Annotated in this window: 23 protein-coding genes; 12 read left to right on the top strand and 11 right to left on the bottom strand. The window is 68.7% G+C overall.

Annotation, left to right across the window (positions count from 1 at the left end; translation table 11 throughout):
- Nucleotides 1–140 precede the first annotated feature (140 nt).
- The 5 genes from QH276_RS09070 to thiO form a co-directional block, all read right to left on the bottom strand.
- A complete protein-coding gene (locus tag QH276_RS09070; protein ID WP_280398258.1) occupies nucleotides 141–908 on the bottom strand; it encodes an ABC transporter permease in 768 nt (255 codons plus the stop codon).
- Nucleotides 908–1900, bottom strand: a complete 993-nt coding sequence (locus QH276_RS09065) for an ABC transporter ATP-binding protein (RefSeq protein WP_280398259.1) — start codon at nucleotides 1898–1900, stop codon at nucleotides 908–910. Before QH276_RS09065 ends, QH276_RS09070 begins: the two co-directional genes overlap by 1 nt.
- Before the next feature lie 107 nt (nucleotides 1901–2007).
- The gene (locus QH276_RS09060) at nucleotides 2008–2766 is read right to left on the bottom strand and encodes a thiazole synthase (protein WP_280398260.1); all 759 of its coding nucleotides are present in this window, start codon (nucleotides 2764–2766) and stop codon (nucleotides 2008–2010) included.
- Nucleotides 2759–3007: a sulfur carrier protein ThiS gene (gene thiS, locus QH276_RS09055; RefSeq protein WP_280398261.1), complete on the bottom strand. Its 249-nt coding sequence runs from the start codon at nucleotides 3005–3007 to the stop codon at nucleotides 2759–2761. Before thiS ends, QH276_RS09060 begins: the two co-directional genes overlap by 8 nt.
- The gene (gene thiO / locus QH276_RS09050) at nucleotides 3004–4107 is read right to left on the bottom strand and encodes a glycine oxidase ThiO (protein WP_280398262.1); all 1104 of its coding nucleotides are present in this window, start codon (nucleotides 4105–4107) and stop codon (nucleotides 3004–3006) included. Before thiO ends, thiS begins: the two co-directional genes overlap by 4 nt.
- 293 nt (nucleotides 4108–4400) lie before the next feature.
- On the opposite strand from thiO, the gene thiE reads away from it, so the two are divergent.
- Nucleotides 4401–5096, top strand: coding sequence for a thiamine phosphate synthase (gene thiE / locus QH276_RS09045; protein WP_280398263.1), 696 nt, complete (start codon nucleotides 4401–4403; stop codon nucleotides 5094–5096).
- A gap of 261 nt (nucleotides 5097–5357) precedes the next feature.
- Here thiE and QH276_RS09040 read toward each other — a convergent pair whose 3' ends face one another.
- Nucleotides 5358–5513 (bottom strand): hypothetical protein, encoded by a 156-nt coding sequence (locus tag QH276_RS09040; protein WP_280398264.1) that lies wholly within the window; start codon nucleotides 5511–5513, stop codon nucleotides 5358–5360.
- 166 nt (nucleotides 5514–5679) lie between these two features.
- Between QH276_RS09040 and QH276_RS09035 the strand changes: the two genes are divergently transcribed.
- Genes QH276_RS09035 through QH276_RS08995 form a run of 9 tightly spaced genes read left to right on the top strand, consistent with a single transcriptional unit; the run spans nucleotide 5680 to nucleotide 15582 of the window.
- Nucleotides 5680–7395 carry an acyclic terpene utilization AtuA family protein gene (locus QH276_RS09035; RefSeq protein WP_280398265.1) on the top strand — a complete coding sequence of 572 codons (1716 nt, stop codon included), beginning with the start codon at nucleotides 5680–5682 and terminating at the stop codon, nucleotides 7393–7395.
- On the top strand, nucleotides 7392–8543 hold the full coding sequence (locus QH276_RS09030; RefSeq protein ID WP_280406692.1) for an acyl-CoA dehydrogenase family protein: 1152 nt from the start codon (nucleotides 7392–7394) through the stop codon (nucleotides 8541–8543). The genes QH276_RS09035 and QH276_RS09030 overlap by 4 nt, the downstream gene beginning before the upstream one ends.
- Entirely contained in the window at nucleotides 8540–10138 is a 1599-nt protein-coding gene (locus QH276_RS09025) for an acyl-CoA carboxylase subunit beta (RefSeq protein ID WP_280398267.1), read from the top strand. The genes QH276_RS09030 and QH276_RS09025 overlap by 4 nt, the downstream gene beginning before the upstream one ends.
- An 8-nt stretch (nucleotides 10139–10146) precedes the next feature.
- Nucleotides 10147–12231 (top strand): acetyl/propionyl/methylcrotonyl-CoA carboxylase subunit alpha, encoded by a 2085-nt coding sequence (locus tag QH276_RS09020; RefSeq protein ID WP_280398268.1) that lies wholly within the window; start codon nucleotides 10147–10149, stop codon nucleotides 12229–12231.
- Nucleotides 12232–12251: 20 nt separating this feature from the next.
- Nucleotides 12252–13412 (top strand): acyl-CoA dehydrogenase family protein, encoded by a 1161-nt coding sequence (locus QH276_RS09015; RefSeq protein WP_280398269.1) that lies wholly within the window; start codon nucleotides 12252–12254, stop codon nucleotides 13410–13412.
- 19 nt (nucleotides 13413–13431) lie between these two features.
- Nucleotides 13432–14244 (top strand): enoyl-CoA hydratase family protein, encoded by an 813-nt coding sequence (locus QH276_RS09010; RefSeq protein ID WP_280398270.1) that lies wholly within the window; start codon nucleotides 13432–13434, stop codon nucleotides 14242–14244.
- A 6-nt stretch (nucleotides 14245–14250) separates the two neighbouring features.
- The gene (locus tag QH276_RS09005) at nucleotides 14251–14853 is read left to right on the top strand and encodes a TetR/AcrR family transcriptional regulator (protein WP_280398271.1); all 603 of its coding nucleotides are present in this window, start codon (nucleotides 14251–14253) and stop codon (nucleotides 14851–14853) included.
- Between the two features lie 58 nt (nucleotides 14854–14911).
- Entirely contained in the window at nucleotides 14912–15187 is a 276-nt protein-coding gene (locus tag QH276_RS09000) for a hypothetical protein (RefSeq protein WP_280398272.1), read from the top strand.
- The gene (locus QH276_RS08995) at nucleotides 15184–15582 is read left to right on the top strand and encodes a PIN domain-containing protein (RefSeq protein ID WP_280398273.1); all 399 of its coding nucleotides are present in this window, start codon (nucleotides 15184–15186) and stop codon (nucleotides 15580–15582) included. Before QH276_RS09000 ends, QH276_RS08995 begins: the two co-directional genes overlap by 4 nt.
- A 62-nt stretch (nucleotides 15583–15644) precedes the next feature.
- Here QH276_RS08995 and QH276_RS08990 read toward each other — a convergent pair whose 3' ends face one another.
- The gene (locus tag QH276_RS08990) at nucleotides 15645–15827 is read right to left on the bottom strand and encodes a hypothetical protein (protein WP_280398274.1); all 183 of its coding nucleotides are present in this window, start codon (nucleotides 15825–15827) and stop codon (nucleotides 15645–15647) included.
- A 309-nt stretch (nucleotides 15828–16136) separates the two neighbouring features.
- Here QH276_RS08990 and QH276_RS08985 point away from each other — a divergent pair, with 309 nt between their 5' ends.
- Nucleotides 16137–16451 carry a hypothetical protein gene (locus QH276_RS08985; RefSeq protein WP_280398275.1) on the top strand — a complete coding sequence of 105 codons (315 nt, stop codon included), beginning with the start codon at nucleotides 16137–16139 and terminating at the stop codon, nucleotides 16449–16451.
- Nucleotides 16452–16458: 7 nt separating this feature from the next.
- On the opposite strand, the gene QH276_RS08980 is transcribed toward QH276_RS08985, so the two are convergent.
- From QH276_RS08980 to QH276_RS08970, 3 genes are all read right to left on the bottom strand, one after another.
- The gene (locus QH276_RS08980) at nucleotides 16459–17346 is read right to left on the bottom strand and encodes an oxidoreductase (RefSeq protein WP_280398276.1); all 888 of its coding nucleotides are present in this window, start codon (nucleotides 17344–17346) and stop codon (nucleotides 16459–16461) included.
- A 182-nt stretch (nucleotides 17347–17528) separates the two neighbouring features.
- Nucleotides 17529–17954 (bottom strand): organic hydroperoxide resistance protein, encoded by a 426-nt coding sequence (locus tag QH276_RS08975; RefSeq protein WP_280398277.1) that lies wholly within the window; start codon nucleotides 17952–17954, stop codon nucleotides 17529–17531.
- Between the two features lie 8 nt (nucleotides 17955–17962).
- A complete protein-coding gene (locus QH276_RS08970; RefSeq protein WP_280398278.1) occupies nucleotides 17963–18412 on the bottom strand; it encodes a MarR family winged helix-turn-helix transcriptional regulator in 450 nt (149 codons plus the stop codon).
- A 266-nt stretch (nucleotides 18413–18678) separates the two neighbouring features.
- Between QH276_RS08970 and QH276_RS08965 the strand changes: the two genes are divergently transcribed.
- Nucleotides 18679–19167 carry a cupin domain-containing protein gene (locus QH276_RS08965; RefSeq protein ID WP_280398279.1) on the top strand — a complete coding sequence of 163 codons (489 nt, stop codon included), beginning with the start codon at nucleotides 18679–18681 and terminating at the stop codon, nucleotides 19165–19167.
- On the opposite strand, the gene QH276_RS08960 is transcribed toward QH276_RS08965, so the two are convergent.
- Entirely contained in the window at nucleotides 19113–20279 is a 1167-nt protein-coding gene (locus tag QH276_RS08960; RefSeq protein WP_280398280.1) for a DUF2332 domain-containing protein, read from the bottom strand. The genes QH276_RS08965 and QH276_RS08960 overlap by 55 nt on opposite strands.
- Between the last annotated feature and the right edge of the window lie 385 nt (nucleotides 20280–20664).

Below are 20664 nucleotides of genomic sequence, written 5' to 3'. Positions count from 1 at the left end.
CGGGCGGCCCCCCCCCCGGGTGTTTGCCCCCCCCCGCCGCCGGGGCTGGGCCCCCCGAGGCGCGGGGGGCGTGCATGCTCCCGACGAGGGCACGCACCCGATACCCGAGCGGCGAGGGAAGCGGCTCGGGCGGCTCGCGGTCAGGCGTCGCGCCGGTTGACGACCACTAACGCGATACCGGCGACGACGGCGGTGAAGGCGATGAAGTAGGCGAGGCTGCCCCATACACCCCAATGCCAGTTCGCCGAGGACATCGTGTCGTCCATCGTCGCGAAACGGCTCGCATTCTGGAACGGCAAGAACGCGCTGATCTCACGTCCCACCTTACCCAGTGCGCCGACCAGGGGTTCTATGATCAATTGCCACAAAACGATCAAGGATATAGCCGCGGCGGATTGCCGGACCAGCACGCCGATCGCGACGGCCAGCACCACGTTGAGGAACGCCAGCACCGGCACCGCGTACAGCGCACGCCAATTACCTTCCAGTACCAGGGTCGAACCCGCGTCCCCGGCCACCACCTTGGCGACGGCGTAGGCCGCGAAGGCCAGGACCGTGGTGAGGACCGCGGCGTAGACGCCGACCAGGCCCGCCTTCGCGCCGATCACCCTCGTCCGGTTGGGTACGGCCTGGAAGGTCGTCCGGATGATGCCGAACCGGTATTCGCTGGTCACGGTCAGCGTGGCCATGATGGCGAGCACCAGCACCCCGAAGCCGTTGATCCCGAGAAACGCGGTATCGACCGTGAGCGCGGGCGCGCCGGAGGCCTGCGGGTCGTCGGCGGCGATCCGGCCGATCAGGCCGAACAGCGCGGCGAATCCGACGGCCAGGGCCACCACGATCACCGAGCACCACCACGGTGAACGGGTAGAGGTGAGTTTGATCCGCTCCGCGGCGATCACACCCATTACTTCGTACCTCCCGTGATCAGTGGTTCGGTGCCCGCCGGCCGGTCCGTCACCACCGTGACATCGGCCGCCGACCCGATCTCGCCGTGATACTGGACATCCCCGCCGGTCATCCGCATGAACGCCTCCTCGAGCGAGCCGCGCTGCGGGGCCAGTTCGTGCAGGACGATGTGGTGCTCGCCGGCCAGGGTGCCGACGGCATCGCTGGTGACCCCGTTCACGATGAGCGCGGCGCCGTCGGCGTTGCCGTCGTTCTCCTTCACCGTCATCCCGTGCGAGGTGAGCAGGCTGCGCAATTCGTCGAGTTGCGGGCTGCGCACCCGCACCGACGACTCCGAGGCGCGTTCGATGAATTCCGCGGTCGTGGAATCGGAGATGAGCCGGCCCCGGCCGATGACCACCAGGTGATCGGCGGTCTGCGACATCTCCGAGAGCAGATGGCTCGAGACCAGCACGGTGCGACCCTCGGCGGCCAGCCGCTGCATGAACCGGCGGATCCACAGGATGCCCTCCGGGTCCAGGCCGTTCACGGGTTCGTCGAACAGCAGGACCTTCGGGTCGCCGAGCAGCGCCCCCGCCAGACCCAGCCGCTGCGACATACCCAGCGAGAACCCGCCCGCGGATTTCCCGGCCACCTCCGAGAGGCCGACCAGCCGCAGCACCTCCTCGACCCGCGATTTCGGCAGTCCGTTGGAGGCGGCCATCCATTCCAGGTGGGCGCGTGCGGAACGGTTGGGATGCACCCATTTGGCGTCGAGCAGCGCCCCCACTTCGCGCAGCGGGTGTTTCAGCTCGGCATACGGTTTACCGTCGATCAACGCGGTACCCGCGGTGGGCCGGTCCAGGCCCAGGATCATCCGCATGGTGGTGGATTTACCGGCGCCGTTGGGTCCGAGGAAACCGGTGACCTGCCCCGGTCGAACGGTGAAGGTCAAATCCTGGACCGCGACGGTCTGCCCGTAATGCTTGGTCAAGCCCCGGACTTCGATCATGCCGACCAGCATGCCTTATGACCGTGGCCCGCGCGTCGCCCGATGGTCGTGACTCGCGGTCATCCTCGAGGATGAGATGCCCCGGACCTCGACCCGGTGTGCCGGCCCTACAGTTCCGGCGACGACGCCTGTGCCCAGAAACGTTTCGGTATCCGGCCCGCCGCACGTGCCCGGTATCCGGCCCGCACGGCATCCGCCATGGCTGCCGCCATGAGGGCCGGCTGTCGCGCGCGGGTGACGGCTGTCGCGAGGAGGACCGCCGAGCAGCCGAGTTCCATGGCGAGCGCGGCGTCGCTGGCCGTGCCGATACCGGCGTCGAGGATCACCGGGACCCCGGCGCGGCTCACGATCATCTCGATATTGTGCGGATTGCCGATACCGAGGCCGGTGCCGATCGGTGCGCCGAGCGGCATCACCGCCGCGCAGCCCGCATCCTCGAGCCGCCGCGCCAGGGCCGGATCGTCGTTGGTGTAGGGCAGTACCGTGAAACCGGCGTCCACCAGCTGTTCGGCCGCGTCGAGCAGTTCGATGGGGTCGGGCAGCAGGGTGCGCTCGTCGGCGATCACCTCGAGTTTCACCCAGTTGGTATCGAGCGCTTCGGCCGCGAGCTGGGCGGTGAGTACGGCCTCGGCCGCGGTGCGGCAGCCGGCGGTATTGGGCAGCGGCGCGATATCGAGGCGTTTCAGCAGGTCGAGCACGCCGGTACCGCCGGCCGAATCCACCCGGCGCATGGCGACGGTGGTCAGCTCGGTACCGGAGGCCACCAGGGCTTCTTCCAGTACGGTCAGGTTCTCCGCGCCGCCGGTGCCCATGATCAGCCGGGAGCCGAAGGTGCGGTCGGCGATCCGCAGCGGTTCGTCAGCCACCCTGGACCGCCGTCAGCACATCGATCTCCCAGCCGCGGCCGACCGGTTCGTCCCAGCGCGATTTCGGGAACACCGCGCCGTCGACGGCCAGCGCCACACCCTGACACGGCAGATCGAGCCGTTCCAGCAGTTCACGGACGGTGAGCGGGGCGGCGAATTCGTGATCGGTCCCGTTCACGGTGACCCCGATCGGTGCCGCCGAACCCGCGGCCGGTGATTCCGATGCTGATGACACTGTCATCGACTACCTCCTGAAAATGTGGCCGCACCGAACCGGAGCGGATCGGCCGCCGCGACCTCGGCCAGCGGCTGCCCACCGAGTTCGGCGATGACGGCATCGGCCGTGAGCGCACTGGTCAGCATGCCATTGCGACCGTGGCCGGTGGCGGCGATCACCCGGTCGGACAGGCGGCCGATCAATGGAAGATTATCCGGGGTACCCGGACGTGATCCCGCACTCGCCTCGGCCAGCTCGTATTCCCCGATCCCCGGCAGCACGGTCTCGGCGTCGGCGATGAGGTCGCGAACCCCGGCGACGGTGACGGCGGTATCGAAACCCGCCTCGTACTGGGTCGCGCCGATCACGACCCCGTCGTCGCGAGGTACGAAGTACACGGGCCGGCCGTGCACCCGGGCCCGCACCACGCGTGTGGGCGCCGGCTGGGTACCCGGACGCTGCCGAAGGCGCAGGATCTCGCCCTTCACCGGGCGGACGGGCAGCGTCGGCCAGAGCGCGGCCGAGGCGGCGCCCGCGGCGAGCACGATCCGGCCGTGGTCGAGTTCGGTGAGGTCACGCACGCGGTCGGGGCGCACGATGACCCCGGCGTCACCGGCGGCCTTACGCAGGGCGGTGACCAGCCGGCGGTTGTCGATGGCGGGTTCGGCGGTGGCGAGGAGGCCGGCCCGGACAGAGCGGGCCAAGGCGGGTTCCAGCGACCGCACCGCGGCCCGGTCCAGCAGCCGCAGATCGTGTCCGTGCCCGTTCACCCAATCGGCGATGGTGCGTAGGTCGGCGGCGTCCGCGCCGTCCTGGGCAATGGTCAGCGTTTCGCTTGCTACGTAAACGTCCACCCCGGTCACCGCCGCGAGCCGGGCCGCGAAGCCCGGCCAGGCAGCCAGTGCCGCCGCGCCGAACGCGAGCACTCGGTCCTCACCCGGCCAGCCTTCGGACAGCGGGGCAAGCATCCCCCCGGCTACCCAGGAGGCGCCACTGCCGACCGCGGGGTCGAAGAGAGTGACCGGCCAGCCTGCTTCCGCGGCCCGCCACGCCACTGCCAGCCCGATCACACCGCCGCCGACAACGGCGAGGGTCGTATCGGATGTGGGTTCCGGCGTGTTCATCGTGTGCCACCTCCTTCGGGGCGTTCGGCGGACCGGTAGGAATCAGCGGCGAGTCCGGCGGTCACCACTGCGCACGCGACACAGCGGGCGATTCGTGGATACGAGGACGACCGGCGTGGCCACCACGCCCCATACGGTGGATTGCCCGGGCCGTGCGGGTGCGGCGCCTCCCGCCCGGGACCATCCGGGCGGACGCTGTCCGCACCGGCCGCGCCCGCGCCGAGCGCGCGGATGTTCGCACTACGTTCCACCTCCTGCAACATTTCCACGTTAGCGCGGTTACGGTGGCAGATGTGCAACCGTCCTCCGCTCGCCGACAGCTCCCGCCGCGCGACCGTCTCGCGACCGCCCGGCTGTACCTGTGCACCGACGCCCGTCGAGAGAAGGGCGATCTGGCAGCGTTCGCGGACGCGGCGCTGGCCGGCGGTGTCGACATCATCCAGCTACGCGACAAGGGGTCGCCCGGCGAGCAGCGGTTCGGCCCGCTGGAAGCCAAGGGCGAACTCGCCGCACTCGCCGAACTCCGCGCCGCCACCCGCCGCCACGGCGCGCTGCTGGCGGTGAACGACCGCGCGGATATCGCCCTGGCCGCGGCCGCCGACGTGCTGCACCTGGGCCAGCAGGATCTGCCGCCCTGGTACGCCCGCCGGATCCTGGGCCCGGATGCGGTGATCGGCCGCTCCACCCACGATCGGGAACAGGCTCGCCTCGCGGCGGCCGACGAACATCTCGACTATTTCTGCACCGGCCCGGTCTGGGCTACTCCCACGAAACCCGGCCGGGAACCGGCCGGTCTCGAACTGGTGCGCGAAACCGCCGCCGCCGCACCCACCCGGCCCTGGTTCGCGATCGGCGGTATCGACGGCTCGACCCTGCCCGAGGTCCTGGCTGCGGGCGCGGAACGCGTGGTGGTGGTGCGTGCGATCACCGCCGCCGACGACCCGGAGGCGGCCGCCCGGGATCTGAAGTCCGCGCTCCTGGCGGGCTGAACCCGCCGGGAGTTTGTCCGCCGGCCCTGCCCCGGCGCAGGGGAGCAGGACCGGCGTGCCACCAGGGGCCGGGTTGTCGAACCGCCGCCGAGCGACGGACAGTTCGCCGGACACCACCTCGTGACTGCCCCACCGCGCGGCGCGGGAAACCTCACGACCGATCGGCGGCCTGTTCCGGCGACGGCGGTCCGGCCGGGATCGACTTCGGCGGTCGCCGCAGAGTTTCCGGCCCGGAAGGAGTCGTCGGCAGGCTGGGGCCGGTTACAGCAGCCAGAGCACGGCACCCACTGCCGCGAGAACCGCGCAGACCGCCAGGCTGATCGCGAGCGGGCGAGTGTTCTTCCAGGTGGTGTAGGCGCCGCCGATCAGGAATCCGGCGAGGGCGAACAAGAGCACTGCGGCGACATCTGTGGACACAGAAGCTCATTGTGCCTGGTCGGCGCGGGTGTGCACCGGCGGGTGCGCGGCCCGGGAATTTACAAGCACGCGTGCTTGATTTTTTCGTGGGTGCCTGTGATGCTGAACTCGTACGCGAACAGCCCCGGGCGCTCCACGCCCGTAGCGGTAGGAGGCGCAACCGCTCATGAGTGCTCTGGCAGCCGATCCGGACGTCATCCGGATCGGCAACTGTTCCGGGTTCTACGGCGATCGGCTCGGCGCCATGCGCGAGATGCTCGAGGGCGGGCAGCTCGACGTGCTCACCGGGGACTATCTCGCCGAGCTCACCATGCTGATCCTGGGCCGCGACCGGATGAAGGACCCCGGGCTGGGCTACGCGAAGACCTTCCTCCGGCAGCTCGAGGACTGCCTGGGCCTCGCGCTGGAACGCAACGTCCAGATCGTGACGAACGCCGGTGGGGTGAATCCCGGCGCGCTGGCGGACAAGGTGCGCGAACTGGCGGCCCGGTTGGGCCTCGAGGTCCGGGTCGGGTACGTCGAGGGTGATGATCTCACCGCCCGCGCCGCCGAACTCGGCCTCGGTTCCCCGCTCACCGCGAACGCCTATCTGGGCGCTTGGGGCATCGTCGATTGCCTGGCCGCCGGCGCGGATATCGTGGTCACCGGCCGGGTGACCGACGCCTCGGTGGTGGTAGGGCCGGCGGCCGCGCATTTCGGCTGGCAGCGCACCGATTACCACCGGCTCGCGGGTGCCGTGGTGGCCGGGCATGTGATCGAATGCGGTACCCAGGCCACCGGCGGTAATTTCGCGTTCTTCACCGAACTCCCCGATCTGGGGCGGCCGGGTTTCCCGATCGCCGAGGTGCGCGCCGACGGCAGCAGCGTGATCACCAAACACCCGGGCACCGGCGGCGCGGTAACGGTCGATACGGTCGCGGCGCAGCTCATGTACGAAATCCAGGGTGCCCGCTACGCCGGCCCCGATGTCACCACCCGGCTGGATACCGTGGAATTGACCGCCGATGGGCCGGATCGGGTACTGATCAGCGGAGTTCAGGGCGAGCCGCCGCCACCACAACTCAAGGTCTCGCTGAACACCCTGGGTGGTTTCCGCAACGAGATGGAGTTCATCCTCACCGGGCTCGATATCGAGGCGAAAGCCGAACTGGCACAACGGCAGCTCGAATCCTGGCTGCCCGAACGCCCCGCCGAACTCGACTGGACCTTGGCCCGGCTCGACCGCCCCGACGCCGAGACCGAGGAACAGGCGAGTGCCCTGCTGCGCTGCGTGGTCCGCGATCCCGACCCGAACAAGGTGGGCCGCGCCTTCTCGAGCGTCGCCGTCGAACTCGCGCTGGCCAGCTATCCGGGCTGCAGTTTCACCGCGCCGCCCGGAAATGGTTCGCCCTACGGCGTCTACCGTCCGGGCTACGTGGACGCCGTGGAGGTTGCGCATACCGCGGTACGCCCGGCCGGCTGCCGGGTTCTGGTGGGCGCGCCCTCGGAAACCCAGAAGCCGGCCGAGGTACCGGAACCCGAACTCCCCGAACCGCTACCGGTCGCCGCGACCAAACGGGTGCCGCTCGGCACGATCGCCCTGGCCCGCAGCGGGGACAAGGGCGGGGACGCCAATATCGGTGTATGGGTGCGCACCGACGAGCAGTGGCGCTGGCTGGCGCATACGCTCACCGTCGACCGGTTGCGCGAACTGCTCCCCGAAACCGCCGGGCTGGGGGTCACCCGGCACGTCCTGCCGAATCTGCGGGCGCTCAACTTTCTCGTCACCGGCCTGCTCGGTGCGGGCGTGGCCTATCAGGCCCGTTTCGATCCGCAGGCGAAGGGGCTCGGCGAATGGCTGCGGTCCCGTCATCTCGACATACCGTTGGAGCTGTTGCCGTGAGCACTGTCTGGAACACCCCGGAACGCCGCGAATTGCGTGCCACCGTCAGGTCTTTCGCCGAACGCGAGATCATGCCCCACCTGGACGACTGGGAACGCGACGGCGAGATCCCCCGCGAACTACACAAGAAGGCCGGCGCACTGGGCCTGCTGGGGATCCAGTTCCCCGAATCCGCAGGCGGCGCGGGCGGCGACGGTATCGACGGTGCGATCGTCTGCGAAGAACTGCACTACGCCGGGGTTTCCGGTGGACTGTTCGCCTCGCTGTTCACCTGCGGTATCGCGGTGCCGCATCTCATCGCCGCCGGCGATACCGGGCAGATCGAGCGGTGGGTGAAGCCCACGCTGGCCGGGGAGAAGATCGGCTCGCTGGCCATCACCGAGCCCGGCGGAGGTTCCGATGTCGGCCATCTGACCACCAGCGCGCGCCGCGACGGTGACCACTACATCGTCAACGGCGCCAAAACCTACATCACCTCGGGCTGCCGCGCCGATTTCGTGGTCACCGCGGTCCGCACCGGCGGCCCGGGGTCGTCGGGGGTTTCGCTGCTGGTGGTCGAGAAGGGCACACCCGGTTTCACGGTCGGCCGGAAACTGGACAAGATGGGCTGGCGCGCCTCCGATACCGCGGAACTGTCGTACCAGGACGTGCGCGTACCGGTGACGAACCTGGTGGGCCCGGAGAATTCCGGGTTCCTGCAGATCGCGGCCGCCTTCGTGAGTGAACGGGTGGGACTGGCAGTGCAGGCGTATTCGAGTGCTCAGCGCTGCCTGGACCTCACCCTGGACTGGGTGCGCAACCGCGAGACCTTCGGCCGCCCGCTCATCAGCCGCCAAGCCGTGCAGAACACGGTCACCGAAATGGCCCGGCGGATCGACGTCGCCCGCGTCTATACCCGCGATGTGGCCGCCCGCGCCGCCGCCGGGGAAACCGATCTGATCGCCGAGGTCTGTTTCGCCAAGAACACCGCGGTCGAGGCCGGCGAGTGGGTCGCCAACCAGGCGGTGCAGTTGTTCGGTGGTCTGGGGTATATGCGCGAATCCGAGGTGGAACGCCAGTACCGGGATATGCGGATCCTCGGCATCGGCGGCGGTACCACCGAAATCCTCACCGGGCTGGCCGCTAAACGATTGGGGTACCAGGCATGACCACATTGCGCAGCACCCTCGATACGACCACCCCGGAATACACCGCGGCGGCGGAGGCCATGACCGCGAAACTGGCCGAGGTGGAGGCCGAATTCGATAAGGTCATCGCCGGAGGCGGCCCGGAGAAACTGGCCCGGCACCGCAAACGCGGCAAACTCACCGCCCGGGAACGGATCGAACTGCTCATCGACGAGGATTCGCCGTTCCTGGAGCTGTGCCCGCTGGCGGCCTGGGGCAGCGAATTCCAGGTCGGGGCCAGTACGGTCGCCGGGATCGGCGTGGTGGAGGGCGTGGAATGCATGATCGTCGCCCCCGACCCCACCGTCCGCGGCGGCACCTCCAACCCCTGGACGCTGCGGAAAACCCTGCGCGTCAACGACATCATCCGGGAGAACCGGCTGCCGGTGATCTCGCTGGTGGAATCCGGCGGCGCCGATCTGCCCACGCAGAAGGAAGTGTTCGTACCGGGCGGCCGCATGTTCCGCGACCTCACCCAGGCCTCTGCCGCCGGAATCCCCACCATCGCCCTGGTTTTCGGTAATTCCACCGCCGGTGGCGCCTACATACCCGGAATGTCCGACCATGTGGTGATGATCAAGGAACGCTCCAAGGTGTTCCTGGGCGGTCCGCCGCTGGTGAAAATGGCCACCGGCGAGGAATCCGACGACGAATCCCTCGGCGGCGCCGATATGCACGCCAGAGTTTCCGGACTGGCCGATTACTACGCGCTCGACGAACAGGACGCCATCCGGATCGGGCGCCGTATCGTCAAACGGCTGAATTGGAAGAAACAGGGCCCCGCGCCCCGGCCCTCGGTTCTCGAACCGCTTTTCGACTCCGAAGAACTGCTGGGCATCGTCCCGCCCGATCTGAAGATCCCCTTCGACCCGCGCGAGGTGATCGCCCGGATCGTCGACGGCTCCGATTTCGACGAATTCAAACCGCTCTACGGGTCCAGTCTGGTCACCGGCTGGGCCGAATTGCACGGCTACCCCGTCGGCATACTGGCCAATGCCCGGGGTGTGCTCTTCTCCGAGGAATCGCAGAAGGCCACCCAGTTCATCCAGCTGGCCAACAAAACGAACACCCCGCTGCTGTTCCTGCACAACACCACCGGCTATATGGTCGGCAAGGAGTACGAGCAGAAGGGCATCATCAAACACGGTGCCCAGATGATCAACGCGGTATCGAATTCCAAGGTCCCGCATATCTCGGTGCTCATGGGCTCCTCATACGGCGCCGGGCACTACGGAATGTGCGGGCGCGCCTACGACCCCCGATTCGTCTTCGCCTGGCCGAGCGCGAAATCGGCCGTGATGGGCGGGGCGCAACTGGCCGGCGTGATCTCCATCGTCGGCCGAGCCGCCGCCGAAGCCCGCGGCCAGGCGTTCGACGAGGAAGCCGACGCCGGGATGCGCGCCATGATCGAGGCGCAGATCGAGGCCGAATCGCTGGCCATGTTCATGTCCGGGCGGCTCTACGACGACGGCGTCATCGACCCGCGCGATACCCGCACTGTGCTGGGAATGGCCCTCTCGGCCATCCACACCGCACCTGTCCAGGGCGCCGAGGGCTTCGGCGTCTTCCGAATGTGAGGCCGGCCGTGTCAGATCCACAGATCGTCACCAGTGTTCTGGTCGCCAACCGCGGCGAGATCGCCCGGCGGGTGTTCGCGACCTGCCGCCGGATGGGGCTCGGCACGGTCGCCGTGTACTCCGATGCCGACGCGGAATCCCCGCATGTCGCCGAGGCCGACGCGGCGGTCCGGCTGCCCGGCAACACCCCGGCCGAAACCTATCTGCGGGCCGATCTCCTCATCGCCGCCGCGCAGGCCACCGGGGCAGACGCCGTGCACCCGGGTTACGGATTCCTTTCGGAGAACGCGGAATTCGCCCGCGCCGTGCAGGCCGCCGGATTGGCCTGGATCGGGCCGCCGGTCACCGCCATCGAGGAGATGGGGTCCAAGGTCGCGGCCAAGAAGATGATGGACGCCGCCGGGGTGCCGGTGCTGGCCGAACTCGACCCGGACGAGGTCACCGAAGACCAGCTGCCTGTCCTGATCAAGGCCTCGGCCGGCGGCGGCGGCCGCGGGATGCGCGTGGTGCGTACCCTGGCCGAGCTTCCCGAACAGCTCGCGGGTGCGCGGCGGGAAGCCGAATCGGCCTTCGGCGACCCGACCGTGTTCTGCGAGCGTTTTCTCGAAACCGGCCGGCATATCGAAGTACAGGTGATGGCCGATACGCACGGCACGATCTGGGCTGTCGGCGAACGGGAATGCTCGATCCAGCGGCGGCACCAGAAAGTCGTCGAGGAAGCGCCCTCACCGCTGGTCGAGCGCATCGATTCGGCCGGGGCCGGTGCGGGATCCGCACCGACGGACGCCCCCGTATCCGGGCCGGCGTCGGAGGCACCGTCGCCGGGTGGAATGCGGGATCGGCTGTTCGCCGCCGCGCGGCAGGCGGCCGCCGCCATCGGTTACACCGGGGCGGGCACGGTCGAGTTCCTGGCGGATGAGACCGGCGAGTTCTTCTTCCTCGAGATGAACACCCGGTTGCAGGTGGAACACCCTGTCACCGAATGCACCACCGGACTCGATCTGGTCCAATTGCAGCTCGAAATCGCCCAGGGCGGGCGGCTTCCCGCGGAACCACCCGCCATGCGGGGGCACTCGATCGAGGTCCGGCTCTACGCCGAGGATCCGGCACAGGACTGGCAGCCGCAGAGCGGGACCGTGCAACGCATCGATATCCCGTCGGTGGCAATCGAATTCGATCTGCTCGACCGGCCCGGTATCCGGCTGGATTCCGGTGTCGCCGACGGTTCGGTGGTGGGCGTCCACTACGACCCCATGCTCGCGAAGGTCATCTCCTACGGCCGCACCCGGGCCGAAGCCGCCCGGCTGCTGGCCGCCGCGCTGCACCGCGCGCGGATCCACGGGCTGGTCACCAACCGCGACCTGCTGGTCCGGGTGCTGCGCCACCCCGCCTTCCTGGCCGGTGATACCGATACCGCCTTCTTCGCCACCCACGGCTTGGACGCGCTGGCCGCGCCGCTGGCGGGTCCGGAGGAAGAGAAACTGTCCGTCGTGGCGGCCGCGCTCGCCGAATCCGCGGCCAACCGGGCACGGGCCACCGTGGTCGCGGGAGTGCCCAGCGGCTGGCGCAATCTGCCGTCGCAACCGCAACGGAAGTCCTACGAGAGCCGCACGAGCGGCGTCCACGAAATCGACTACCGGTTCACGCGAACCGGGGTGACGGTCGCCGGCTTCGACGGGCTCGAATTGATCTCGGCCACACCGGAACAGGTTGTGCTCGCGGTGCCCGGCGCGCAGGGCCCGGTGCGCCGGCAGTTCGCCGTAGCCCGCTACGACGACCTGGTCTGCGTGGATTCCGCGCTCGGCCCGGTCACGGTACGGCGCCTGCCCCGCTTCACCGACCCCGCCGACCAGGTCGCCACCGGCTCCCTGCTCGCCCCCATGCCGGGCAGTGTGATCCGGCTCGGCGCGGAGGTCGGCAGCACCGTCACCGCGGGGCAGCCGATCCTGTGGCTGGAGGCCATGAAGATGGAGCACACCATCGCCGCCCCGGTGGACGGGGTGCTCAGCGCCGTGAACGTCGAGGTCGGCCGGCAGGTCGAGGTCGGGACGGTGCTCGCCGTGGTGGAACCCGCCGCCGAAGACTCTCAGTAGCACCGAAACCAGGAGTAATAATGAGCTTCATCGAATCCGAGGAACGCAAAGAGCTGCGTGCCGCCGTCGCCGCCCTCGCCGCGAAGTACAGCTACCGCGATTACGTACTGCCGAAGGCGCGTAACAACGAGCCGCTGGACGAACTCTGGCAGGAAGCGGGCAGCCTCGGCTTCCTCGGGGTGAACCTGCCCGAGGAATACGGTGGCGGTGGCGCCGGTATGTACGAGCTGGCGCTGGTGATGGAGGAACTGTCCGCGCAGGGTGCCGGTCTGCTGCTCATGGTGGTCTCGCCCGCGATCTGCGGCACGATCATCACCAAATACGGCACCGACGCGCAGAAGTCGGAATGGCTGCCGAAACTCGCCGACGGTTCGGCCAAGATGGTTTTCGGCATCACCGAACCCGATGCCGGGTCGAATTCGCACCAGATCACCACCACCGCCCGCCGGGACGGTGACGATTGGCTGCTCACCGGCCGCAAGATCTTCATCTCCGGCGTCGACCAGGCCGAGGCCGTGCTGATCGTGGCCCGCACCGAGGACCACAAGACCGGCAAACTCAAGCCCGCGCTGTTCATCGTCCCCACCGACGCGCCGGGCTTCGAGAAGACCCCGCAGGAAATGGACATCATCGAACCGGACCACCAGTTCACGCTGTTCCTCGACGATGTCCGGCTCCCGTCGACCGCGCTGGTGGGCAAGGAGGATGCCGCGCTCATGCAGCTGTTCGCGGGTCTGAACCCGGAACGCATCATGGGTGCCGCGATGGCCGTCGGAATCGGCCGCTATGCCCTCGACCGCGCCGTCGACTACGCCAAGGAGCGCGCGGTCTGGAAAACCCCGATCGGTGCGCACCAGGGTATTTCCCATCCGCTCGCGCAGGTGAAGATCGAACTGGAACTGGCCCGCCTGATGATGCTCAAGGCCGCCACCCTCTACGACGCGGGCGACGAAATGGGCGCCGCCGAAGCCGCCAATATGGCGAAATACGCGGCGGCCGAGGCGAGTATCAAATCCCTGGACCAGGCCATCCAGACCCACGGCGGATCGGGTCTCACCGCGGAATACGGTCTGGCCGCCATGCTCGGTGCCGCCCGTATCGCGCGGGTCGCCCCGGTGAGCCGGGAAATGATCCTCAACTTCGTCGCCCAGCATTCGCTGGGCCTGCCGAAGTCCTACTGAACGCGAAAGGAAGGCTCCCGTGACCGCCGACCGAGTAGTGCGCTACATCGTCGAGGACGGGTTCGCGACCCTCACCCTCGACTCCCCGCACAACCGCAACGCGATCTCCTCCGCGCTGGTAACCCAGCTCCTCGACGGGTTCGAGCGGGCGGCCGCCGACCCGGCGGTGCGCGGGGTGGTGCTCACCCACACCGGCAACACGTTCTGCGCGGGCGCCGACCTGAAAGAAGCGGTGGACGCCGATCCGGCCGCCGCGGCCGATATCCGGACCCAATGGATGGTCCGGGTGCTGCGCAGCATCCTCGACCTGCCGAAACCGGTGGTCGCGCAGGTCGACGGCAATGTGCGCGCGGGCGGAATGGGTCTGCTCGCCGCCTGCGATATCGCGATCGCGGGCCGGGGCAGCAGTTTCGCGTTGACCGAGGCCCGGCTCGGCCTGGCCCCGTTCGTGATCTCGCTGACTCTGCTGCCCCGGATCACCGCCCGCGCGGCCGATCGCTACTTCCTGACCGGCGAGAAGTTCGACGCCGATACCGCCGCGCAGATCGGCCTCATCACGCAGGCCGCCGATGATCCGGGCGCGACGGTGGCGGCGCTGCTGGCCGAACTCCGGCTGGGCTCGCCCCAGGGCTTGGCCGAGAGCAAACGCCTCACCACCGCGCCGATCCGCGCCGAATTCGACCGCAGCGCGGACGAATTGGCGCAACGCTCGGGTCGCTTCTTCGGCACACCCGAGGTGATCGAAGGAATGACAGCCTTCCTGCAGCGCCGTCCGCCCAGGTGGGCCGACGCCGCCGCCGGCCGGGCACCGGCACCGCGCTCGGCAGAATAGACGGCTATGGCGACACCGCACGAACCCAAACAGGACCGCAGCCGGGCCACCCGGCAACGGCTCCTCGAGGCGACCATCGATTGCCTGGCCGAAAAAGGCTGGGCCGCCGCGACCGTCTCCGTGGTGGCCGAGCGGGCCGGGGTTTCGCGCGGTGCCGCCCAGCACCATTTCCCCACCCGGGAAGATCTGATCACCGCGGCCCTCACCTATATGTTCGACACCCGCACCGATCAGGCGATGACGGCGGCGGTCACCGAATCCGGCCCGGCACGTACCGAAGCGGTGGTCGCGGGCTTGGTCGAGTCCTACACCAGCCCGCTGTTCAAGGCCGCGCTCCAAGTGTGGACTCATGCCGCCGCCGACCCGGCCCTCCGCGAGCGAATAGTCCCCCTCGAGGCGCGTTTCGGTCGTGGCGCCCACCGCCGCGCCATCCAGGCCCTCGGCGTCGACGATTCCGACCCGGTAACCCACCACCTCGTCCAGGCCACTCTCGACCTCGCCCGCGGCCTCGGCCTGGCCGATGTGCTCACCGACGACTCCGCCCGCCGCAAACAGATCGTGCACCAGTGGGCGGTCACCTTGCACGAAGCCCTCGAGGCCCGCCGCTAGCACCCGCAGCGCCGCACCCAGCGGCCATTTATAGCATTAGAAATGCTATTCTCGGGTCATGGATGCTGATTTCGCACCCGGCGACGGGCCTACCAGCGGCATCTCGGTGAGCCTGACAGCGGGAACACTGCAGGCGATCCGAGAGCGGGCGGGCAAGCGCGGCGTGTCCGCGTATCTGGAACAGGCCGCGCAACGCCAAATCGAGCGCGACAACCTCGATGAATTGATCGCCGACTTCGACGAACACAACGGGCCGGCCGACCCCGATGCGGTGGCCGCGAAACGTGCCGACTTGACCGGCGCGGCCGATCCACGGGCGGGATCCGCCGCGTGAGCGGCGCTCTGATCCTGGACAGTGAGGGCCTCGCCAAAGCCGTGCAGCGGGACCGCGAGGTACACGAGTGGCTCACGGCCGCCCGTGACGCGGATATTCCTGTCGTCACCTCAGTTGCTGTGCTCGTCGAAGTGATTCACCCGCGAATCGACGACAACGCGTTGAAATGGACGCTGTCCCGCCTGCACGTCGAGCCGGTGACGCAGAGTCATGCACAGTCCGCCGCCGCGCTGCTGCGAGAGGCCGGCCGGCACGGGCACAAGTACGCCATCGACGCCATGCTCTGTGCCACAGCACTGGCCCGGCCCGGCCGGGTCACCATCCTGACTTCCGATATGGATGACATCGGCACGCTCACCGCGGCTCATCCGCGCATCGTCACCAGGAAAGTCTGACCCTACTGCCGGGAAATATCCGGCAGGCGAGTCGGCGGCGGTACCGGTGCGCCGATCGTCGCTCACCTGCATTCTCTCGGCGATCTGGGCTTGGGCAGGCCCGGCCTCTTGCGCATTTCCGAAAGCCGGGTCGCGCGACTGAGCGCGACCATGTGCTGGGCGCCGTCCTCGATCTCTGCCCGCTCTTTCCCATCAGGAAAGAACTCTGCCAGAAAGCTCTCCTTGTCATAAGAATGAGTGCTCACCAGCGTTCCCTCTCCTCCAGATACTCCGCGGCGGGCTCAGCGCTGCGCCCGCACCAGCGGAGCGGTGATGGCTCGGCCGACGAGAAGGCAATCGCCCGGTAACCGTAACGTGCGGCTGTCGAGCGCGAAAGACATCGGAGAAGACCCGGGTGGTGGGCGTGGACCGTAGTCTGTGGAGGGTTCGGCCGCAGGTGGGAAGGGTTCGGCGCGTGCCTTGTCCGAGCGTGGGGCGACCGGGGGTGATCGGTAGTTCGGATTCGGTGCGTTGCGGGGCATGCGGGTGCGGCCCTGCCGAGAGATGGGGCGTGGATGGCGGATTCCAGACGTTCGGACCGGGTAGTTGCGGCGGTAGCGGCAGTGGGCACCAGGCTTTCCGGCGGATGGCTACGCCATGAGCTACTCGTGGCATCGGTGGTGCTGTCGCTGTTCACCCTGATGATGGGGCTCATATCCGAGCACGCCGGATGGCGCATCGGGTATTGCCTGGCGGGGGCCGCGGGCGTCACCGCGTCGGTGCTGGTGATGCGCCGCGACGGGCCGCGGCAGTGGCTGGCCTCGATCGCAATCGCCCTGGTGAACGTGCTGCTGCTGATCGTGTACGGGCGGATGTCGGGCGACCTGTGAGGTCCGGTCAGCTCAGCCCGAAGCGCACCGCTGTCAGTTCCTCGGAGACATTCCAGAGCTTTTCGGCGGTGGCCACGTCGACGGCCTTGGTGGAGCGGCCGACCAGCGTCGGATAACCGTGCAGTTCGCCGTGGCCGTCCGGACCCACATAACTCGCGCCGGGCAGGTCCTGGGTCGCGGCGAACAAGGTGGGCAGCGCCGCCTGTTCCGGGGTCTGGGCGAGGAAGCGGCCGGCCAGGTGCACGAGCGCGACCAGGTATTTGTTGCGGTCGCGGGTACCGAGTTCGGTGGCCGCGTAACCCGGGTGCGCCGCCATCGAGCGTACCCGCGACCCGGTCCGCCACAGCCGGCGTTCGAGTTCGAAGGTGAACAGCAGGTTCGCGAGTTTGGCACGGGCGTAACCCTTTACCGGGTTGTATCCGCCTTTCGCGAAGTCCAGATCGTCGAAGTCGATACTGCCCGCCCGGTGCAGGCCGGAGGAGAGCGTCACCACGCGGTCGGTGATGTGCGGGAGCAGCAGATTGGTGAGCGCGAAATGCCCCAGATGGTTGGTGCCGAACTGCATTTCGAATCCGTCGGCAGTCCGCGATTCGGGAACCATGGCGACACCGGCGTTGTTCACCAGGATCGCGATATCGCCCGCCCAGGATTCGGCGAACGCCCGGACGGACGCGAGATCGGCGAGATCGAGCCGGCGCACCTCGGCGTTGCCGCCGATCCGCTGTGCCGCCGCGGCGCCGCGCTCCGGATCGCGTACCGCGAGCACGGTATGCGCCCCGGCGCGGGCGAAAGCGGTGGCGGTACCGAAACCGACCCCGCTGTTGGCGCCCGTCACGATCACCGTGCGGCCGTCGAGCGCGGGCATATCGGCAGCGGTCCAGTGCGCGGAACTCATACTCCGACGGTAGCGGCCCTGCCCGAGGTCCGGGCGATATGAATCATCTGTGTTCACCGCGAGTTGCTGTTCGGCCGGGTGCGAACACCGCCCGCGGATCGAATGTCCTGCCCGTACGCCGGGCAGGACATTCGATAGGGCTGTCCCGGGCGGACGAAACGCTTCCGGGGCCGCCGGTTTTCTCAGTCGTCCGTGACGACGATGTCCACATCGATATTGCCGCGCACCGCGTTCGAGTACGGGCATACCGCGTGCGCCGCATCGGCGAGTTCCTTGGCCGCGGCCTGGTCGAGGGTGGGGATGACGACCTCGAGGGTTACCGCGAGCCCGAATCCGCCGTTGCCGTCCGGGCCGATACCGACCCGGGCGCCGACGCTGGAGTCGCCGATCTCGACCTTCTTCGTGCGAGCGATCAGTTGCAGCGCGGAATGGAAACAGGCAGCGTAACCGGCCGCAAAGAGCTGTTCCGGATTGGCGCCGTCACCGTTGCCGCCCATTTCCTTGGGCATGGCCAGCTGCAGGTCGATCCGGCCGTCGGCGGTGCGGGTGCGGCCGTTGCGGCCGGCGCCGGTGGAGATCGCTTCGGCGGTGTAGACGATTTCGGGCATCGAATTCCTCATTCCTGGTGGTCGGGAATTGTCCGGTCCTGCGATTCGCAGAACCGGGTGGCGAGATCGCGCAGTAGCACGGCTTCTTCGGGAGAGATCTCGAACTGCCGCTGGACCCGGCGTTGTACGGCGGCCACCCGCGGCTGCAGCTGCCGCCCGGCCTCGGTGAGGTGGACGGTGACCGATCGCTCGTCGGCGGTATCGCGCCGTTTCTCGACGACGCCGAGGGTCTGCAACCGGCGCAGCAGCGGTGACAACGTTCCGCTGTCCAGCCGCAGTCGTTTTCCGAGTGCGGAGACGGTGACACCGTCACGCTCCCACAACGCCAGCAGGGTGACGTACTGGGTGTAGGTGAGCCCGAGCTCGCCGAGCCCGTCTCGGTAAGCATTCGACGCCACCCGCGCCGCCGAGTACAGCGCGAAGCAGACTTGCGACTCCAAGAGCAGGTCCTTCTCCACGTGACCATAGTGCCACGCAACTTAACTTCACGCAACTAAATTGTGCGCAATTTAAACCCGGCCGTTGTCCGCACGCTGTGCCGGCGCGGCGTTGGGTGGCGGCGGGGTACGCCGGCCTCGGTTGCGGTGGGGTGGCGATCGAACCACCGCCGTGCGGCGCCCCGGGCCGGACAACCGCCACAAACGGATGCCGGTGTGCCGGTGGCGGACTACAGTTCCGTGGACCGGCGGAATTGCCGGTGCCGCAGGACGAAAGAGGGCTGATCATGACCGCGATCGGTCGTGGTGGCGTGCGCAATCCGTGGACGCAGCCGACATATGGGTACTACAACACTCGCTTCGAGCAGTCGCTCACCGAGCAGGACACCGCGGGTCAGCTGACCATGATGCGGATGACGCTCAACAAGGAGTCCGCGCCCCCACTGCATTTCCACACCCGGGAGGACGAGTTCTGGACGGTGGTGTCGGGCCGGGTGCGGTTCTGGCTCGGCGGTTCCACACTGGAGAGTTGCGCGGTGCAGGTTGCCGAGCCCGGGGCGTTCGTCTTCGGTCCGCGCAATGTGCCGCATACCTTCCAGACGGTCACCGACACCGCGGAAGTTCTCATCGGCAACACCCCCGGTGCACTGGAGGGGTACTTCACCGGGGTCGGGGCCGCGGATGCGCGCCATGACGACGAGAACACCGGCACCTTGGAAGATTACGGCGTGTTCTTCATCGGCCCGGCGCCGGTCTGGAGCGAATGGAACAGCTGAGAGGGGCCGGCGTCGGGTGGTGACTCTGCCGACCAGGCGAGCATGCGCCCCCGCGACCAGCAACGGCCGAGAGCCTCGGTATGCGAATCGGTTCCGTCGAATATCGCCAGTCCGATGATGCTGTGGCCGGAGGCGGGCCGATCACCGAATGTCGGTATCGCCGGGGCGACTCCCACACCCTCCACCGATACCCACGCCACCACGCGACCCGCCGCTGCCGCTTCGAGGCGGCGCAGGAAACGCAGGCGGTCTTCCGGTTTACAGCGCGACAGCGCCCACGCGGTGGTGACGACGGGCAGCGTGCCGGCGGGCACCCGCGCGAAGGCCTCGGGCAGCAGGTCGAGGGCATCGCCGCGCAGCAGTAGCGGGGAAACCGAGGCCACCGACCCGATATCCGCGTCCAGCCGGGCCATGCGCTCCGGCCGGTCCGGCGGGAGGCAAGCTCGCAACCAGCGGGCGTCCTCGGCGCAGGTGACGTCGAGCGGCGCGCGATCGATGCCGATGCGGGTGGTGACCCGCGGTATCGCATATGCGGGGAGGGGCCGGTCGCCCACGACCGAGGACGACAGCCGGCTCGGCGCGGACGGATCGCCCAGTATCTGTCCGTTGCTGTAGGTGAGGCCGGCGCGATCGACGGTGAGGTCGAAACCGGCCGCGCAGTCCACATCGACGAGCGCGACCGCGTGCGCGCGCAGGCGGCGCGCTACCTCGGCGACGGCCGGATACAGCACTGCGCGGGCGTGCGTTTCGTCGGTCCAGGGCCGGCGGCGCACGGCGAGTTCCACGACGGAATCCGTCATACGCAGCAGTGTGTCGATCGCGGTGCCGGCCGCGGCGTCATGGTCGGTGGCGGTGTAGGCGGCGGCGAGTTCCGGGGCCCGTCCGGCGAGAGCCAGATCGTGCAAGGCCGCGAGGATCAGCGCCGGGTGCCGGCGGCGCGCCGGTGCGGTCCGGATGGCGCGTAACGCCGCCTCCGACTCGCTCAGAGCGAGGGCGAGACGTTCGTACAGCGGGGAGTTCCGGGCGGCGCCGGCTTGCGCGTACCGCCGGTACATCCGGGCGAGTCCGCGGGTTTCACCGCCGGTGGATGTATTTCCTCGGGCTCGGTTCATACGCCTGAATCGTATCCTTGAACCACCGGTTGAGACTCGGACGCAGCGGTGCCTGATGACTCGCCGCGAGGAGTATCGAACCGCGGGGGCGGCACACCAGACAGAGTGTTTCGTTGAGGCACCACCCCGGCCAACCCACCCGCGTCCTGCACTTCGCGTCCCCGTCCTTCGACGCCTCCCTCCTGGAAATCCTGCTCGCCACCGGCCGCGCCGCCACCCTCGTCATCGCTCCCACCGGCATCTACGGCGGCGACGGTGATCGCCGGGCCCGCCGGCACCGTGCTCACGGTGGTGGGTCTGGCCGTGGTGCGGTTCGTCCCGCGGTTGCCGCGGCGCGCGCCGGCCGCGGTGGCCGGGTTCGGTACCGCGCTGTCCGCCGCCGCGC

Origin of the sequence: Nocardia carnea, from assembly GCF_029869215.1 — a bacterium.
GTDB classification, from domain to species: Bacteria; Actinomycetota; Actinomycetes; order Mycobacteriales; family Mycobacteriaceae; genus Nocardia; species Nocardia carnea_B.
The sequence above is the reverse complement of the archived record's forward strand: the minus strand, read 5'-3'. Positions and strand labels throughout refer to the sequence as shown.

Coding starts and splice junctions, on each gene's coding strand:
- QH276_RS09070 (WP_280398258.1), bottom strand. CDS start 908: ATGGGTGTGATCGCCGCGGAGCGGATCAAACTCACCTCTACCCGTTCA.
- QH276_RS09065 (WP_280398259.1), bottom strand. CDS start 1,900: ATGATCGAAGTCCGGGGCTTGACCAAGCATTACGGGCAGACCGTCGCG.
- thiS (WP_280398261.1), bottom strand. CDS start 3,007: ATGACAGTGTCATCAGCATCGGAATCACCGGCCGCGGGTTCGGCGGCA.
- thiO (WP_280398262.1), bottom strand. CDS start 4,107: ATGAACACGCCGGAACCCACATCCGATACGACCCTCGCCGTTGTCGGC.
- QH276_RS09035 (WP_280398265.1), top strand. CDS start 5,680: ATGAGTGCTCTGGCAGCCGATCCGGACGTCATCCGGATCGGCAACTGT.
- QH276_RS09025 (WP_280398267.1), top strand. CDS start 8,540: ATGACCACATTGCGCAGCACCCTCGATACGACCACCCCGGAATACACC.
- QH276_RS09015 (WP_280398269.1), top strand. CDS start 12,252: ATGAGCTTCATCGAATCCGAGGAACGCAAAGAGCTGCGTGCCGCCGTC.
- QH276_RS09005 (WP_280398271.1), top strand. CDS start 14,251: ATGGCGACACCGCACGAACCCAAACAGGACCGCAGCCGGGCCACCCGG.
- QH276_RS09000 (WP_280398272.1), top strand. CDS start 14,912: ATGGATGCTGATTTCGCACCCGGCGACGGGCCTACCAGCGGCATCTCG.
- QH276_RS08985 (WP_280398275.1), top strand. CDS start 16,137: ATGGCGGATTCCAGACGTTCGGACCGGGTAGTTGCGGCGGTAGCGGCA.
- QH276_RS08980 (WP_280398276.1), bottom strand. CDS start 17,346: ATGAGTTCCGCGCACTGGACCGCTGCCGATATGCCCGCGCTCGACGGC.
- QH276_RS08975 (WP_280398277.1), bottom strand. CDS start 17,954: ATGCCCGAAATCGTCTACACCGCCGAAGCGATCTCCACCGGCGCCGGC.
- QH276_RS08965 (WP_280398279.1), top strand. CDS start 18,679: ATGACCGCGATCGGTCGTGGTGGCGTGCGCAATCCGTGGACGCAGCCG.
- QH276_RS08960 (WP_280398280.1), bottom strand. CDS start 20,279: ATGAACCGAGCCCGAGGAAATACATCCACCGGCGGTGAAACCCGCGGA.